The sequence below is a fragment of the Metapseudomonas cellulosilytica genome, from assembly GCF_049334135.1.
Taxonomy (GTDB): domain Bacteria; phylum Pseudomonadota; class Gammaproteobacteria; order Pseudomonadales; family Pseudomonadaceae; genus Metapseudomonas.
Genome location: NZ_JBHZGN010000018.1, coordinates 87,916 through 104,066, shown reverse-complemented (window position 1 = coordinate 104,066; position 16,151 = coordinate 87,916). Strand labels below are relative to the sequence as shown.

At 64.0% G+C, this 16,151-nt stretch carries 13 protein-coding genes and 1 tRNA gene; 11 read left to right on the top strand and 3 right to left on the bottom strand.

Features of this window, described 5'->3' with window-relative positions; translation table 11 throughout:
* The 8 genes from tolR to ACFW0H_RS21235 all read left to right on the top strand — a co-directional run bounded on the left by tolR (window position 1) and on the right by ACFW0H_RS21235 (window position 5,846).
* Window positions 1-459, top strand: a complete 459-nt coding sequence (gene tolR / locus ACFW0H_RS21270) for a protein TolR (RefSeq protein ID WP_422915843.1) — start codon at window positions 1-3, stop codon at window positions 457-459.
* On the top strand, window positions 459-1,505 hold the full coding sequence (gene tolA, locus ACFW0H_RS21265) for a cell envelope integrity protein TolA (RefSeq protein ID WP_422915842.1): 1,047 nt from the start codon (window positions 459-461) through the stop codon (window positions 1,503-1,505). Before tolR ends, tolA begins: the two co-directional genes overlap by 1 nt.
* Complete coding sequence (gene tolB / locus ACFW0H_RS21260; protein WP_422915841.1) at window positions 1,502-2,806, top strand: Tol-Pal system beta propeller repeat protein TolB; 1,305 nt, start codon at window positions 1,502-1,504, stop codon at window positions 2,804-2,806. The genes tolA and tolB overlap by 4 nt, the downstream gene beginning before the upstream one ends.
* 58 nt (window positions 2,807-2,864) lie before the next feature.
* A complete protein-coding gene (gene pal / locus ACFW0H_RS21255; RefSeq protein WP_422915840.1) occupies window positions 2,865-3,362 on the top strand; it encodes a peptidoglycan-associated lipoprotein Pal in 498 nt (165 codons plus the stop codon).
* A 6-nt stretch (window positions 3,363-3,368) separates the two neighbouring features.
* Entirely contained in the window at window positions 3,369-4,193 is an 825-nt protein-coding gene (ybgF, locus tag ACFW0H_RS21250; RefSeq protein WP_422915839.1) for a tol-pal system protein YbgF, read from the top strand.
* Window positions 4,194-4,319: 126 nt separating this feature from the next.
* The gene (queE, locus tag ACFW0H_RS21245) at window positions 4,320-4,967 is read left to right on the top strand and encodes a 7-carboxy-7-deazaguanine synthase QueE (RefSeq protein WP_422915838.1); all 648 of its coding nucleotides are present in this window, start codon (window positions 4,320-4,322) and stop codon (window positions 4,965-4,967) included.
* Between the two features lie 70 nt (window positions 4,968-5,037).
* Window positions 5,038-5,712, top strand: a complete 675-nt coding sequence (gene queC, locus ACFW0H_RS21240) for a 7-cyano-7-deazaguanine synthase QueC (protein WP_422915837.1) — start codon at window positions 5,038-5,040, stop codon at window positions 5,710-5,712.
* 58 nt (window positions 5,713-5,770) lie between these two features.
* Window positions 5,771-5,846, top strand: a tRNA-Lys gene (locus tag ACFW0H_RS21235).
* A gap of 77 nt (window positions 5,847-5,923) precedes the next feature.
* Here the strand turns inward: ACFW0H_RS21235 and ACFW0H_RS21230 are convergent.
* Window positions 5,924-7,069, bottom strand: a complete 1,146-nt coding sequence (locus ACFW0H_RS21230) for an ATP-binding response regulator (protein ID WP_422915836.1) — start codon at window positions 7,067-7,069, stop codon at window positions 5,924-5,926.
* Window positions 7,070-7,105: 36 nt separating this feature from the next.
* Entirely contained in the window at window positions 7,106-11,365 is a 4,260-nt protein-coding gene (locus tag ACFW0H_RS21225) for a hybrid sensor histidine kinase/response regulator (RefSeq protein WP_422915835.1), read from the bottom strand.
* Window positions 11,366-11,689: 324 nt separating this feature from the next.
* Here ACFW0H_RS21225 and ACFW0H_RS21220 point away from each other — a divergent pair, with 324 nt between their 5' ends.
* The 3 genes from ACFW0H_RS21220 (at window position 11,690) to nadA (ending at window position 14,464) form a co-directional block, all read left to right on the top strand.
* Window positions 11,690-12,334 (top strand): response regulator, encoded by a 645-nt coding sequence (locus tag ACFW0H_RS21220; protein ID WP_422915834.1) that lies wholly within the window; start codon window positions 11,690-11,692, stop codon window positions 12,332-12,334.
* A gap of 417 nt (window positions 12,335-12,751) precedes the next feature.
* Window positions 12,752-13,045 (top strand): hypothetical protein, encoded by a 294-nt coding sequence (locus tag ACFW0H_RS21215; protein WP_422915833.1) that lies wholly within the window; start codon window positions 12,752-12,754, stop codon window positions 13,043-13,045.
* 360 nt (window positions 13,046-13,405) lie between these two features.
* Window positions 13,406-14,464, top strand: coding sequence for a quinolinate synthase NadA (nadA, locus tag ACFW0H_RS21210; RefSeq protein WP_422915832.1), 1,059 nt, complete (start codon window positions 13,406-13,408; stop codon window positions 14,462-14,464).
* Window positions 14,465-14,629: 165 nt separating this feature from the next.
* Here the strand turns inward: nadA and ACFW0H_RS21205 are convergent, their stop codons facing one another.
* On the bottom strand, window positions 14,630-16,063 hold the full coding sequence (locus tag ACFW0H_RS21205; RefSeq protein ID WP_422915831.1) for a M48 family metalloprotease: 1,434 nt from the start codon (window positions 16,061-16,063) through the stop codon (window positions 14,630-14,632).
* Window positions 16,064-16,151 lie beyond the last annotated feature (88 nt).

The following is a 16,151-nucleotide window of genomic DNA, read 5'->3' as shown; positions in this document are numbered from 1 at the left end:
ATGGCCAGAATCCGCCACAAACGCAAACCGGTCGCCGAGATGAACGTCGTGCCCTACATCGACGTCATGCTCGTGCTGCTGGTGATCTTCATGGTCACCGCGCCGATGCTCAACCAGGGCGTCAAGGTCGACCTGCCCAAGGTCTCCAGCGAGGCCCTGCCGCAGGACAACAACGCCCGTGTCCTGACCATCTCGATCAAGGCTGACAAGTCCTACTACTGGAACATGGGCGAAGAGGTCGACACCGACCAGAGCAAGAAGAGCGAGACCTCGGTTTCCCTGGACCAACTGGTCTCCGCGGCGTCCGGCATCATGGCCGAGAACAGTCGCCAGGGTAAGACCGTGCAGGTCTTCGTCCGCGGCGACAAGACGGTCGACTACGGCGCCGTGATGGCGGTGATGGGCGGCCTGCAGAAGGCCGGCGTGGCCAACGTCGGGCTGATCACCGAGGCGCCTTGATGCAACAGCAGAGCGAACGCTCCTCCTCGGAAAGCTACTTCTGGCCGACCATCTGGGCCGTGGCCCTGCACGCCCTGATGTTCGGCATGCTGTTCGTCAGCTTCGCCTTCACCCCGGAACTGCCGCCGTCCCGGCCTATCGTCCAGGCCACCCTGTACCAGCTCAAATCTCAGAGCCAGGCCACCACCCAGACCAACCAGAAGATCGCGGGCGAGAAGAAAAAGACCACGGCTCCCCAGTACGAAACCGAGCAACTGGAACAGAAGAAGGCCGAGGAACAGAAGGTCGCGGCGGCCAAGGCGGCGGAACAAAAGAAAGCCGAGGAGGCTCGAAAGGCCGAGGTGGCTGAGCAGAAGGCAGCGGAGGCCGCGGAGGCCAAGAAGGTAGCCGAAGCCAAGAAAGTCGAAGAGGCGAAGAAGGTCGAAGAGAAGAAACAGGCCGATTTCGCCAAGAAGAAAGCCGAAGAGGAAGCCAAGAAGAAGGCGGCCGAAGAGGCCAAGAAGCTAGCCGCTGAAGAGGCCAAGAAAAAGGCCGCGGAAGAGGCGAAGAAGAAGGCGGTCGCCGAGGCAGCCAAGAAAAAGGCAGCCGAAGACGCCAAGAAGAAAGCCGCCGCCGACGCCGCGAAGAAGAAAGCGTCGGAAGAGGCCAAGCGCAAGGCGGTCGAGGACAAGAAAGCCGCGGCCCTGGCCGAGCTGCTGTCCGAGGACGTGGGCCACCAGCAGGCGCTGGCCGATGAAGTGGGTGACCAGGTCGCCGGCAGCCTCGATGATTTGATCATCAAGCTGGTCAGCGAGCAGTGGCGCCGCCCGCCATCGGCGCGTAACGGCATGAGCGTAGAGATAAGGATCGAGATGCTGCCCGATGGCACCATCACCAACGCCAGTGTCACCCGTTCCAGCGGCGATTCGCCTTTCGACCAGTCGGCCGTCAGTGCCGTCCGCAGCGTCGGGCGCATCCCCGAGATGCAACAATTGGACCGCGCTACCTTTGACCAGATGTACAGGCAGCGCCGCATCATCTTCAAACCGGAGGATTTGAGTCTGTGAATAACCTGATTCGTATCGTCCTGCTCGGAGTGGCCATGCTGGTCGGCTCCGTCCAGGCCGCCGACCCGCTGGTGATCACCAGCGGTACCGACCGGGCGACCCCGATCGCCGTGGTGCCCTTTGGCTGGCAGGGCGGCACCGTGCTGCCCACCCAGATGTCCGATGTCATCGGCACCGACTTGCGCAACTCCGGCTACTTCGAGCCGATCCCGCGGCAGAACATGATCAGCCTGCCGACCCAGGCCAGCGAAGTGATCTACCGTGACTGGAAGGCCCTGGGTGCCCAATACGTGCTGGTGGGCAGCATCGTGCCGGCCGGCGGCCGCCTGCAGGTGCAGTTCGCGCTGTTCAACGTCACCACCGAACAGCAGGTCATGGCCGGCAACGTCAGCGGTTCCACCGACCAGCTGCGTGACATGGCGCACTACATCGCCGACCAGTCCTTCGAGAAGCTCACCGGCATCAAGGGCGCCTTCTCCACCCGCATGCTCTACGTCACCGCCGAACGCTTCTCGGTGAACAACACCCGCTACACCCTGCAGCGCTCCGACTACGACGGTCAGCGCGCCGTGACCCTGCTGCAGTCCCGCGAGCCCATCCTGTCGCCGCGCTACGCTCCGGATGGCCGCCGTATCGCCTATGTGTCCTTCGAGCAGAAGCGCCCGCGCATCTTCATCCAGCACATCGACACCGGCCGCCGCGAGCAGATCACCAACTTCGAAGGCCTGAACGGCGCCCCGGCCTGGTCGCCGGAAGGCAATCGCCTGGCCTTCGTGCTGTCCCGCGATGGCAACCCGGAGATCTACGTGATGGACCTGGGCAGCCGCCAGCTGCGCCGCGTCACCAACAACATGGCGATCGACACCGAGCCCTTCTGGGGCGCGGATGGCCAGACCATCTACTTCACCTCGGATCGCGCCGGCAAGCCGCAGGTCTACAAGACCAGCATCAATGGTGGCGAACCGCAGCGCGTGACCTTCACCGGCAACTACAACGCCAACCCGAAACTTTCGGCTGACGAGAAGATGCTGGTGATGATCCACCGCCAGGACGGCTTCACCAACTTCAAGGTGGCCGCCCAGGACCTGACCCGCGCCGGCAGCGCTCCGCGCATCCTTTCCGGCACCACGCTGGACGACTCGCCCACTGTTGCGCCTAATGGCACCATGCTAATCTACGCAACTCGCCAGCAGGGGGGCGGCGTATTGATGCTCGTGTCTACAAACGGGCGCGTGCGGGTCCCGATTCCCACCGTTCAGGGCGACATTCGCGAACCTTCCTGGTCGCCGTACCTGAACTGAAGCGGTCATTAAAAAATACCTTTGCTAAACACACCTGGGGTTCATTAGGAGTTACATGATGGAAATGCTGAAATTCGGCAAATTTGCCGCTCTGGCACTGGCCATGGCCGTGGCTGTTGGTTGCTCGTCCAAAGGCGGCGAAGGCACCGGAGAAGGCGCTGTTGACCCGAACGCTGGCTACAACGCCGGTGGCAGCGGTGTAGACGGCAGCATGAGCGAAGAAGCCGCTCTGCGCGCTATCACCACTTTCTACTTCGAGTACGACAGCTCCGACCTGAAGCCGGAAGCCATGCGCGCTCTGGACGTACACGCCAAGGACCTGAAGGCCAACGGCAACCGCGTTGTCCTGGAAGGCCACACCGACGAGCGCGGCACCCGCGAGTACAACATGGCTCTGGGTGAGCGTCGTTCCAAGGCCGTTCAGCGCTACCTGGTTCTGCAGGGCGTTTCCCCGGCTCAGCTGGAACTGGTTTCCTACGGCGAAGAGCGTCCGGTTGCCACTGGCAACGACGAGCAGTCCTGGGCGCAAAACCGCCGCGTAGAACTGCGCAAGTAATTCGCCATGCGCAAGTCCAGCCGTGCTCTGACCCTCTTGGCCCTCTCCAGCCTGCCGTTCATGGCGCTGGCTGAGGTTCCCGTGGTGGATAACAACGCCGGTTACGGTGGAAGTTACCCGCCGTCCGGTTATGGCACGGCTGGCGCTGCCTACGCCGGGACAGGGGCCCCCGCGGCCCCCGTCTCCGCGCAGGGCGAGCTGTTCATGCAGCTCCAGCAGATGCAGGAAGAGATCACTCGCCTGCGCGGCATGGTCGAGGAGCAGCAGTACGAGATCCAGCGCCTGAAACAGGAAAGTCTGGAGCGTTATCAGGACCTCGATCGCCGTCTTTCCGGTGGTGCCGCCGCTGGCGCACCGGCTACCCAGAATTCCCCTGCCGCTGGCGCTCCCGCCGCCAACGGCGCCCCGGCCGCTCCGGCGCAGCAAGCTGCCGCCAGCACTGAACCGGGCGACCCCGCGAAGGAAAAGCTCTACTACGACGCCGCCTTCGACCTGATCAAGGCCAAGGACTTCGACAAGGCCAGCCAGGCGTTCAACGCCTTCCTGCGCAAGTACCCCAACAGCCAGTACGCCGGCAATGCGCAGTACTGGCTGGGCGAAGTGAACCTCGCCAAAGGCGACCTGCAAGGCGCCAGCGAGGCCTTTGCCCGCGTCGGCCAGGCCTATCCGCAGCACCCGAAAGTACCGGACTCCCTGTACAAGCTGGCCGACGTCGAGCAGCGCCTGGGCAACAGCGCCAAGGCCAAGACCATCCTGCAGCAGGTCATCGCCCAGTATCCGGGCAGCTCGGCCGCCCAGCTGGCCCAACGCGACCTGCAGCGCCTGCCCTGATTCCTGAACCCGGAATCAAGAAAACCCGCGCCAGTCGCGGGTTTTTTCGTTAGAATCGCCAGCCTCCAACCTTCAATCCCGCAACGGAGGCGGATGGCCTGTTTCGCCGTCACGCCCGTGGCTGATATGCATCAAACCCTGCGAATCACCGAGATTTTCTACTCGTTGCAGGGGGAAACACGTACCGCCGGCCTGCCGACGGTCTTCGTGCGCCTCACCGGCTGCCCCCTGCGTTGTCAGTACTGCGACACCGCCTACGCCTTCAGCGGTGGCGAGATCATGAGCCTCGACGCCATCCTCGAACGCGTCGCCGCCTACAAGCCGCGCTATGTCTGCGTCACCGGTGGCGAGCCGTTGGCCCAGCCGAATTGCATCCCGTTGCTGCAGCGCCTGTGCGATGCCGGCTTCGATGTTTCCATCGAGACCAGCGGCGCCCTGGACGTGTCCGCCGTGGACCCGCGGGTGAGCAAGGTGGTCGACCTGAAGACCCCCGGCTCTGCCGAAGTCGGCCGCAACCGCTACGAGAATATCGCCCACCTGACGGCCAACGATCAGGTGAAATTCGTCATCTGCTCCCGCGAGGACTATGACTGGGCGGTGTCCAAGCTGATCGAGTACCGCCTCGAGCAGCGCGCCGGTGAGGTGCTGTTCTCGCCCAGCCACAAGGAGGTGAACGCCCGCGACCTGGCGGACTGGATAGTCGCCGACAACCTGCCCGTGCGCCTGCAGCTGCAGTTGCACAAGATCCTCTGGAACGACGAGCCGGGCCACTGATCCGGCGCGATTGCGCACTTTGCCCGCCTGCGCACGGCGCAATGCGCGGGCCGATTTCGAGGGAACCCCCATGAGCGAGAAGAAAGCGGTCATCCTCCTGTCCGGTGGCCTGGATTCGGCCACCGTGGTCGCCCTGGCCCGCGCCGAAGGCTACGCCTGTTACACCATGAGCTTCGACTATGGCCAGCGCCATCGCGCCGAACTGCATGCCGCCGAACGCGTGGCCCGTCAGTTGGGCGTGGTGGAGCACAAGGTGATCGGCCTCGACCTGAACGGCATCGGCGGTTCCGCCCTGACCGACACGTCCATCGACGTGCCCGAGAGCCCCACCGAGGGCATTCCGGTGACCTACGTGCCGGCGCGCAACACCGTGTTCCTGTCGCTCGCCCTGGGCTGGGCCGAAGTGCTGGGCGCGCGCGACATCTTCATCGGCGTCAACGCCGTGGACTACTCCGGCTATCCGGACTGCCGCCCCGAGTTCGTCGAAGCCTTCGAGCGCATGGCCAACCTGGCCACCAAGGCCGGGGTAGAAGGGGATGGCTTCCGCATCCGCGCGCCGCTGCAAAACCTGAGCAAGGCCGAGATCGTCCAGGCCGGCATGGGGCATGGCGTCGATTACGGACTCACCGTGTCCTGCTATCAGGCTGATGATGACGGTCGCGCCTGTGGCAAATGCGATAGCTGCCGACTGCGTGCTGCCGGCTTTTCGGCGGCCGGCGTGAACGATCCTACGCGCTACCAGTAATTTTTTTTCGCGGGGGTGTTGAATTCATGAATAAAATCAGTATCATGCGCCTCGCGTTGGGTCGTTAGCTCAGTCGGTAGAGCAGTTGGCTTTTAACCAATTGGTCGTAGGTTCGAATCCTACACGACCCACCAACCTTCCAAAGCCCGCCTTATCAGGCGGGCTTTTTCGTTTCCGGGTTTTACTCCGGGCGTGCTGCGAAGCGTGTCGCTCAAGCGTCCAGCGGCATACTGACGGTCAGGGTCGTTCCATTGTTCGGCGAACTGTCGATGGCGAACTCGCCACCCAGCATGCCGATGCGCTCTTTCATCCCCGCCAGCCCGAAGGAGTCCGCCTTGCGCTCCTCCGTCATGCCGACGCCATCGTCCGCGATCCGCAGCTGCAGCCGCTGCCCGTCCTGTTTCAGCTCCACCTGAACACGCGTCGCCTGTGCGTGCCGGGTGACGTTGGACAGTGCCTCCTGGAGGATGCGGAACAGCGTGGTGGCCCGCTGGTCGTCCTGGTCGCAGTGGAGGTCCGCCCCGCTGGCCAGCAGCGTGCAGTCGATGCCCGTGCGCTGGCGGAATTCGTCGAGCTGCCACTCGATCGCCGCCTGCAGGCCCAGGTCGAGCACCGGCGGGCGCAGGTCGTTGATGATGGCGCGCACGCTCCGGATGGCGATGTCGATATGGTTCAGCGCGTCGTTCACCCGCTCCACGAGTTCCGGGGGCAGGTCGTCGGCGCGCTCCTGCAGCATGGATACATCCATCCGCAATGCCAGCAGGCTTTGTCCCAGCTGGTCGTGGATTTCCCGGGCGATGCGCTTGCGTTCCTGTTCCTTGACCTGCTCCTGATAGGAGGCCAGGTGGCGCAATTGCAATTTCGAATGCAACAGCTCGTCGGCCTGCAGCATCAGCTTGCGCTGCAGGTAGTAGAGGTCGACGAATACCCGGACCTTGGCGCGCAACACGTCGGGCATGATCGGCGAGAAAATGAAGTCCACCGCGCCTGAGCCGTAGCCGCGAATCCGTTCGGAGTCCGAACTGGCTTCGGCCGTGATGAAGATGATCGGCGTGTGTGCCGATTTCGGGCGGCCATGGACCAGGGTCGCCGTCTCGAAACCATCCATCTCCGGCATCTTCACGTCCAGCAGGATGGCGGCGAAGTCGCGCCGCAACAGCAGGCGCAGGGCTTCGCGGCCGGAGGTGGCAGTGCTGATCTCCAGTCCCATGTCGGCCACCACGGCGGAGAGCGCCGTGAGCTTGGCCGGATTGTCGTCCACCAGCAGGAGGGCCGCCGGCACGCCGTCCGGGGGCGTCAGGTGGCTTAACTGGGGTTGCTCCCTGAATACCGGTATTTCCTGTCGCTCGATTCCCATATCGGTGTCCTGTTCTCGCCTGCGCCAGGCAGGGTGTCAGCGATAGAGCCACTTGCGTATCAGTGAAAGCAGTTGTTCGGTGTTGACCGGCTTGCTGACATAGTCGGACGCGCCGGCTTCGATGCAGCGCTCCCGGTCGCCTTCCATCGCCTTGGCCGTCAGCGCGATCATCGGCAGCGCGTCGAACTTCGGATAGCGGCGTATCTGGCGCATGGTTTCGAAGCCGTCCATGCCGGGCATCATGATGTCCATCAGGACGATGTCGATATCCGCATGCTGCTGCAGCAGCTCGATCGCGCTTCGGCCGTTCTCCGCCGAAACCACCTGTATCCGATTGGTTTCCAGCACGCTGGTCAGCGCGAAGATATTGCGCACGTCGTCGTCCACCACCAGGGCTTTCCTGCCCTCCAGGCTTTCCGAGGCCTTGTGCAGGCGTTCCAGCATCCGGCGCTGGGCCGCCGGCAGTGCGGTGAGGTCGCGGTGCAGATAGAGCATCGTTTCGTCGAGCAGGCGCTCAAGGGACCGGACTTCCTTGATCACACCCCGTCCCAGCAAGAGCCTCAGACGCCTCAGCTCCTGACGGGGCAGCGACTCGCTGCCGAAGACAGCAATCGGTATGTCGCGGGTCGCAGGGCCCTGCTGCAGCGTTTCGAGGAATTCCAGGCCGCTGGCGCCACTGCTGTTGAGGTCCACCGCCAGGCAGTCGACGCGCTTCTTGCCCAGCCGCTTCAGGGCCTCGGCGCAGCTGCCGAGCGTTTCCACCTGTACATCGCCATTCCCGAGCAAGTTGAGGAGTCGCGCGCGCTGGCCTTCGTCGCTTTCGACGATCAGCAGGTTCCTGGTCTTGCGCTGGATGAACTTCGCCAGCGCGGTCAGCGCCTGTCTGATGTCGGCGGCTGCGAGCGGCTTGGCCAGGTGGCCGAACGCACCGAGGCGTCGGCCCTGGGTGCGCTCATCCGCGCTGGAGACGATCAGCACGGGAATGTGCCGCGTGGCGAGCCTGAGCTTGATGCGCTCGAGCACCTGCCAGCCGTTGACGTCCGAAACATCCAGGTCAAGGCAGATGGCCGCCGGGCTGAAGCGCCCGATCAGCTCCATCGCATCCCCGCCGCGGGGGCTGACGATGCATTTGAAACCTTGCTGCGGCGCGGCGTTGAGCCAGCCGGTGGAGAGGCGCGCATCGGCGCCCAGCACCAGCAGCACCCGGTCCCCTGGCTGCACGGACTCGCGGTCGTCCACGATCTGCGCTGGCTGCGGCGGCGAGAAATCGTACCCGGCTTCCGCCAGCGTTTCCCCTGCCGCCAGGCGGCTCGCTTCGTGGGCCCGCACCGGCACGAACAAGGCGAAGCTGCTGCCCTTGCCGAGTTCGCTCCTGATCAGCCTCAGCTCCCCGCCCAGCACACGCGCGAGTTCGCGGCTGATCGACAGGCCGAGGCCGGTGCCGCCGTACTTGCGCGAGGTTCCGGTATCGGCTTGCTGGAATGCCTCGAATATCAGGTTCTGCTTGTCGACGGGAATGCCGATGCCGGAGTCGGTGACCACGAAGCCCACCACCGAGTTGGCGCTGTTCAGTTCGCCATGGTCTTCGCTCCACCCCGAGGCGGCGGGAGCGATGGCGATCCGGACCTCACCGTTCTCGGTGAACTTGAAGGCGTTGGACAGCAGGTTCTTCACCACTTGCAACAGGCGCTTGCCGTCGGTCCAGATGGAGGAGGGCAGGGTGGGCGCCAGTTCGATGGTGAAGCCCAGGCCCCGGCTCTCGGCCACCGGGCGGAAGGTGCGCTCGATCTGGTCGTGCAGGTCGGAAAACAGGGTTTCGTCGAGGTCCAGGGTGACGGTGCCCGACTCGATCTTGGACAGGTAGAGGATCTCGTCGATCAGCTCCAGCAGGTCCTTGCCGGCGCCGTGGATGGTCCGGGCGTACTCGACCTGCTTGGGCGTGAGGTTGGATTCCGCGTTGTCGCTGAGCTGCTGGGCCAGGATCAGCAGGCTGTTCAAGGGCGTGCGCAGCTCGTGGGACATGCTGGAGAGGAACTCGGACTTGTACCGTGAGGTCCGCATCAGTTGTTCCGCCTTCTCTTCCAGCGACAGCTTGGTGATCTCCACCTCGCGGTTCTTGCGTTCCACCTCGGCCTTCTGTTCCTCCAGCAGGCGGGCCTTGTGCTCCAGCTCTTCGTTGGTCTGCTTGAGCTCTTCCTGCTGGACGCGCAGCTCCTGCGCCAGGGATTGCGACTGGGCGAGGAGTTCCTCGGTGCGCATGTTGGTTTCGATGGTGTTGAGCACGATGCCGATGGACTCGGCGAGCTGGTCGAGGAAGTGCTGGTGGATCAGGCTGTACGTAGTCAACGAAGCCATCTCGACCACGGCCTTGACCTTGTCCTCGAAGAGGATCGGCAGCACGACGATATTCAGCGGTGCCGCCGCCCCGAGTCCCGAGGAGATGGCCACGTAGCTGCTCGGAACGTCAGTCAGCAGGATGCGCCGTTTCTCATAGGCGCACTGACCGACCAGCCCTTCGCCGAGCCGCCATTCGTCGTTGACGTTGATGTTGCCCTTGAACGCGTAGGTCGACAGCAGCTTGAGCGTCGGAGCGTCGGGCGGGCTCTCGGTCATCATGTAGAACACGCCGTGCTGCGCCTCGATCAGCGGCGCCAGTTCGGACAGCACCAGCCGGGCGACGGCATACAGGTCGCGCTGGCCCTGGAGCAGGCGGGTGAACTTCGCCAGGTTGGCCTTCAGCCAGACCTGCTCGGCATTCTGCCGCGTGGTCTCGCGCAGATTGCGGATCATCTCGTTGACGTTGTCCTTGAGCTCAGCCACTTCGCCCTTGGCCTCCACCTGCACTTCCCGGGTCAGGTCACCCTTGGTCACGGCGGTGGCCACGTCGGCGATGGCCCGGACCTGGCTGGTCAGGTTGGCGGCAAGGCCGTTCACGTTGTCGGTGAGGTCGCGCCAGGTGCCGGCGGCGCCCGGCACGTTGGCCTGGCCGCCCAGCTTGCCTTCGACACCCACCTCCCGCGCCACCGAAGTGACCTGCTCGGAGAACAGCGCCAGGGTATCGGTCATGTCGTTGATGGTGTCGGCCAGTTCGGCGATCTCGCCCTTGGCTTCGAGGGTGAGTTTCTTCTTCATGTCGCCGTTGGCCACGGCGGTCACCACCTTGGCGATGCCGCGCACCTGGTTGGTCAGGTTGGCGGCCATGAAATTCACGTTCTGGGTCAGGTCCTTCCAGGTCCCGGAAACGCCTTGCACCTGGGCCTGGCCACCGAGCTTGCCCTCGCTGCCGACCTCGCGGGCCACCCGCGTCACCTCGGCGGCGAGGCTATTGAGCTGGTCGACCATGGTGTTGATAGTGTTCTTCAGCTCGAAGATTTCGCCCTTGGCTTCCACGGTGATCTTGCGCCCGAGGTCGCCTTTGGCCACCGCAGTCGTCACGTCGGCGATATTGCGGACCTGGTTGGTCAGGTTGGCGGCCATCTTGTTCACCGAGTCGGTCAGGGCCTTCCAGGTGCCGCCAACGCCGGTCACGGTGGCCTGGCCACCGAGTTTGCCGTCGGTGCCAACTTCGCGCGCCACCCGCGTCACTTCGTCGGCGAAGTTCGAGAGCTGGTCGATCATGGTGTTGACGGTGTTCTTCAGCTCGAGGATCTCGCCCCTGGCCTCCACTGTGATCTTCTTGCCGAGGTCGCCCCGCGCCACCGCCGTGGTGACGTCGGCGATGTTGCGCACCTGGTTGGTCAGGTTGGCGGCCATGCTGTTCACCGAATCGGTCAGGTCCTTCCAGGTGCCGGATACCCCCGGGACCTTGGCCTGGCCGCCGAGGATGCCCTCGGTGCCGACCTCCCGCGCCACGCGGGTCACCTCGGCGGTGAACGAGCCGAGACGCATCACCATGGTGTTCACCGTCTCGGCCGACTTCAGGAACTGTCCCTTCAGCTTCAGGCCGTCGAATTCCGTGGGCATCTGCTGGTGCAGGTCGCCTTCGGCCACTGAGCCGATAACCCGGATCATCTCGCTCATCGGGCTGATCAGGTCATTGGTCAAGGTGTTGCTCGAATTGACGATGGTGCGCCACGAGCCGCGCAGCATCGGCAGTTCGATGCGCTCGTGGGCCTTGCCCTGCTTGCCGACCTGCCGCGCCACGCGTTCCATCTCGCTGACGGTGTCCGCGGCCATATCGATGATTTCGTTGAGGGTTTCGGCGATTTTGCCCGGGGTGCCGGTCCGGTCTTCCGGCATGCGCGCGGTAAAGTCGCCCTTGCGGAAGGCCTTCAGGGTCGCGAGCAGGATTGCCATGTCCAATTGTTCGGGTGGCGTTTGTGTGGCCATGTTTCGCCCCGCCAGGATTCAGGATCCTTTTCCCGGAGCATTGCGTCGGCAGGAAATTCAGGTGCCAGGAATGGAGCAGCCCCGGACTGGAGTTCACGCGGGCGGCCCGGGGCAGCAGACCCGCGACCACCCGCGCTCGCATCCTGAAACTATAGCTGCCGGTCCGCAGGCGTTGGCCGCCAGTCCTGGCGCCTGCCTCAGTGGCTTGCCGGCCCTTGGCGGCAGGCATAGTGTGAAAGTTTGTCGGCAAACCTAGCCGGGCAGCGCATTGGCCTGCCCCGGGGGCGTCACATGACTGACCGCAGAATCAGGGTCTTGCTGGTAGACGACCACAGCATCGTGCGCAATGGCGTGCGGCGCATGCTGGAGACAGCAGGTGAGATCGATGTCACGGGCGAGGCCGAGACGACCCAGGAAGCGATGCGCCTGGTCCAGGAACAGGATTTCGACGTGGCGGTGGTGGACATCAGCCTGCCCGACAAGAGCGGGCTGGACCTGCTGAGGATGATCCGCAACGACAAGCCCAGGCTGGCGGTGCTGATGCTGAGCATGCACTCGATCGAGGCCTATGCGCTGCGTGCCATCAAGATGGGCGCCGCGGGCTACCTGACCAAGGACATTTCCGCGGGCACCCTGGTCGATGCCGTGCGCAAGGCGGCCCAGGGCGGCAAGCACGTCACCCCCGAGCTGGCGGAACGGCTGGTCAACGCCATCGGCACCGGCGGCGGCGGCGCCCCCCACGAAATGCTCTCGGATCGGGAGCTGGAAGTCCTCAAGCTGCTCGCTTCAGGCGAGCGGATCGTCCGCATCGCAGAGCTTCTGCACCTGAGTCCCAGCACGGTCACCACCTATCGCTCGCGCATCCTGGAAAAGACCGGCATGGACAGCAACGCCAAGCTGGCGCGCTATGCCCTGGAAAATGGGCTGCTGACCTAGGCAGACCCTGGGGCACCGTGCCTGTAGTCGAAACCCTACACGACCATGGCCACTACAACGACAGCAGGTGCGCGGGAACGACGATACCGGCGCTTGCACCACTTCCGCATAGTTCAGCCTCTACCAGAGCGCACAGACGGCGAAGAGGATCTCGTCCGTATATTCATCATGGATGTCTATCGGTGGGAGGCGAGTCATGCAATCAATCAATGTATCGCCCTTTCCCATGTACATTTTCCACAAGCGCAACGTGACTACCGATAGCGGGAAAGAACCCGTTCAGCTCGAACTTCCGTTTCACGATTCGGGATCGCCTGCGCAGAACCAGTTGGATTCGCCCTTGCCGACGCGGGGACATCCGGCCCGGAAATAGTGCCGCAATCGTGTCGAGTGATCGAACAAACCGGAGGTTGAACAATGGGTTATTGGCTGTGTGCCTTGCTGTGGGGTTTGGTGCTATTGGAGGAGGTGCAGTGCATACCGCTCCAGGAGTGGAAAGCCGATGGCATGAGAAGGGTGTTCCAGCTGCGTCGGACCAGAAGCAGAAACGCGTACTTGCTTGCTCTGGCGGCGGGAGCCCTGTGCTTGTATGTCGAGTTTTCGATGATGTTGCAGAACCAAAGCGATTTTGACTTCAACCAGATGGTCGCCCTGGCCAGTGTGATCTGGGGCGGCTACCTGGCTGTGCTGTGCATGAAGGGGAGGCGCTAGGCCGGATTCGCATTCAGTCCATGTCCGGGGCACCGCGGCATGGTCGGATTCAAGTTGGTGCTGACGTTGGGACTTTTAGGTACCTGGGGGATTGTTCCGGTGCGGAGTGCACCATGGTCAGAGGAACAAGTCTTACAGGTGTTGCTGGTCCAGGCCTGCCTATTCTAGGCGGGCCTTTTTTATTGTCTGAGGTTCGGAGGGCAAGGCGTTTGCGGCAGCGGGGACGGACGGTGGTCGCCAGGGCTGTCCCGGAGCCGCCAAATCTGCGGTATGATCCGCGCCCCAACCCTGTGGCGTCCAGGCCACAAGGGCACGGGTGTATAATTGTTTCCGCGCCACGCGCTCGCAGGTTCCAGCCTTATGACACAGCTTTCCGAACGCTTTCTGGTCCAGGCCCACCTTGCCGCCAAGCAGCCCAAGCAGCTGACGGCCGAGGAAGAGGCGCACTATCGTGCCGCCATCGCCGCCGAGCTGAAGGCCAGGGACGCCGTGCTGGTGGCGCATTACTACTGCGACCCGGTGATCCAGGCTCTGGCCGAGGAAACCGGTGGTTGCGTCTCCGACTCCCTGGAAATGGCGCGTTTCGGCAACCAGCACTCGGCGCAGACCGTGGTCGTCGCCGGCGTTCGCTTCATGGGCGAGACCGCGAAGATCCTCAATCCGGAAAAACGCGTGCTGATGCCCACCCTGGAGGCCACCTGCTCCCTGGACCTGGGTTGCCCGGTGGACGAATTCTCCGCCTACTGCGACCAGCACCCCGAGCGGACCGTGGTGGTTTACGCCAACACCTCGGCGGCGGTGAAAGCCCGTGCCGACTGGGTGGTGACCTCCAGCTGCGCGCTGGAAATCGTCGAGAGCCTGATGGACAACGGCGAGAAGATCATCTGGGCGCCGGACCAGCACCTGGGTCGCTATATCCAGCGTGAAACCGGTGCCGACATGCTGCTCTGGGACGGTGCCTGCATCGTCCACGAGGAGTTCAAGGCCAAGCAGTTGCAGGACATGAAGGCGCTGTACCCGGACGCCGCCGTGCTGGTCCACCCGGAATCGCCGGAAGCGGTGATCGAACTGGCCGACGCGGTGGGCTCCACCAGCCAGCTGATCAAGGCCGCGCAGACCCTGCCGAACAAGACCTTCATCGTCGCCACCGACCGCGGCATCTTCTACAAGATGCAGCAGCTGTGCCCGGACAAGCAGTTCATCGAGGCCCCCACCGCCGGCAACGGCGCGGCCTGCCGCAGCTGCGCCCATTGCCCGTGGATGGCCATGAATACCCTGGAGCGCACCCTGCAGTGCCTGCGCGAAGGCACCAACGAGATCTTCGTTGATCCGGCGCTGATCCCGAAGGCGATCAAGCCGCTCAAGCGCATGCTGGACTTCACCCAGGCGGCGCGCCTGAAGCAGGCCGGCAACGCCTGATTGCCCCGCAAGAAAAGCCCGGACTCGTCCGGGCTTTTTTGTTCCTGCAGGAGCGAATTTGGACCAAGGGTGGATCACGCGTCATCGATCCACCATCGGCGCCAGGAGGAACTCCGTTGGTGGATATGAAAAGCGATATCCACCCGTCCTGTCTGACGCGATGCCTCAGCGCATCATCTGCTTGACCATCGCCTGCTGCTGGATCAGCTCCTGCTGGCGGGCGTCGATGCGTGCGGCCAGGGGGAAGTTGTTGCTGGCGCGGCGTTTGGCGAAGTCCAGCTGCTCGATGCCCTGGTCGAAGTCGCCCACCAGGGCGAAATACTCGGCGCGGGCCTGGTGCAGGCCGATGGTGTTGCCGGCCAGGCCACGGACCTCGGCCACCTGGTACCAGACGTCCGGGTCGTCCGAACGGGTCTTGAGCAGGTCGTCGAGGACCTTCTCGGCCTCCTTCGGCTTGTTCTGCTTGATCAGCAGGTCGCTACGCATCTGCTTCAACGGGTAGTTGTTCGGGTAGCGGGCGAGCAGCCGCTCCACACGCTGCTGGGCATCGGCCAGGCGGTTGGCGGTGATGTCCAGGTCCACCTGGGCGAGGTTGTAGACGATCTCGTTGGGCGCCTTGGCCAGCAGCGGCTCCAGGTTCTCCCGCGCCTGGTTGAGCTGGCCGCCCTTGATCAGCGCGATGGCCAGGCCGTAGCGCGCGGCGTCCAGCTTCGGGTCTTCCTCGAGCTGGGCGCGGAAGCGCTTGGTGGCAATGCCGGGAGTTTCCTCGAACATCAATTGCACCCGCGCGCGCATCAGCTGGTAGCGCAGGCTGTTCTCGACGCCACCGGGGGGCAGTTGCTCGGCACGGTTGCGGGTGTCGGCGATACGGTTTTCGGTCACCGGGTGGGTGAGAAGGAATTCCGGCGGCTTGGCATCGTAGCGGTACTGGCGCATCAGGCGTTCGAACATGCGCGGCATGGCGCGCGGATCGTAACCGGCCTTTTCCAGGTTCAGCAGGCCGATGCGGTCGGCTTCCTGTTCGTTCTGCCGGGAAAAGCGGCGCTGTTCCTGGATGGCCGCGGCCTGGGTGCCCATGATCGCCGCCATGCCTGCATCACCGGCACCGGCCGCCGCGGCGACGATGCCGGCGAGCATCGCCGCCATCACCGGGATCTGCATGCGCTGCTGGGCCTCGACGCCGCGGGCGAAGTGGCGTTGGGACAAGTGCGCCAGTTCGTGGGCCAGTACCGAAGCGTACTCGGCTTCGGTCGGGGCATAGAGGAAGAGGCCGCCGTTGACGCCGATGATCCCGCCCGGCGCGGCGAAGGCGTTCAGTTGCGGGCTGTTGAGCAGCACGAATTCCAGACGGCGGTCCTGCAGCTGGCTGGTTTCCGCCAGCCGGTAGACGCTGCTCTCGACGTAATCCTTGAGTTGCGGGTCGCTGAGTTGCGGCACCTGGCCGCGCAGCAGGCTCAGCCAGGCGCGGCCAAGCTGGTGTTCCTGTTCCGGGGAAACGACGGAGGAACTGGAGTCGCCGAGGGACGGCAGGTCGTCGGCCATGACGGGGGAGGCGAGAAAACAGGCAAGCGTCAGCAGAGTGGGGCGCAGAAGATTCATGCACTGGGCTCGTTGGCGGCAAAGGCCTAACTGTAGCCTCCAGCCCCTCCGGCTGGCCAGCAGCGCTCTGCCTTGGGTATCCTAACCA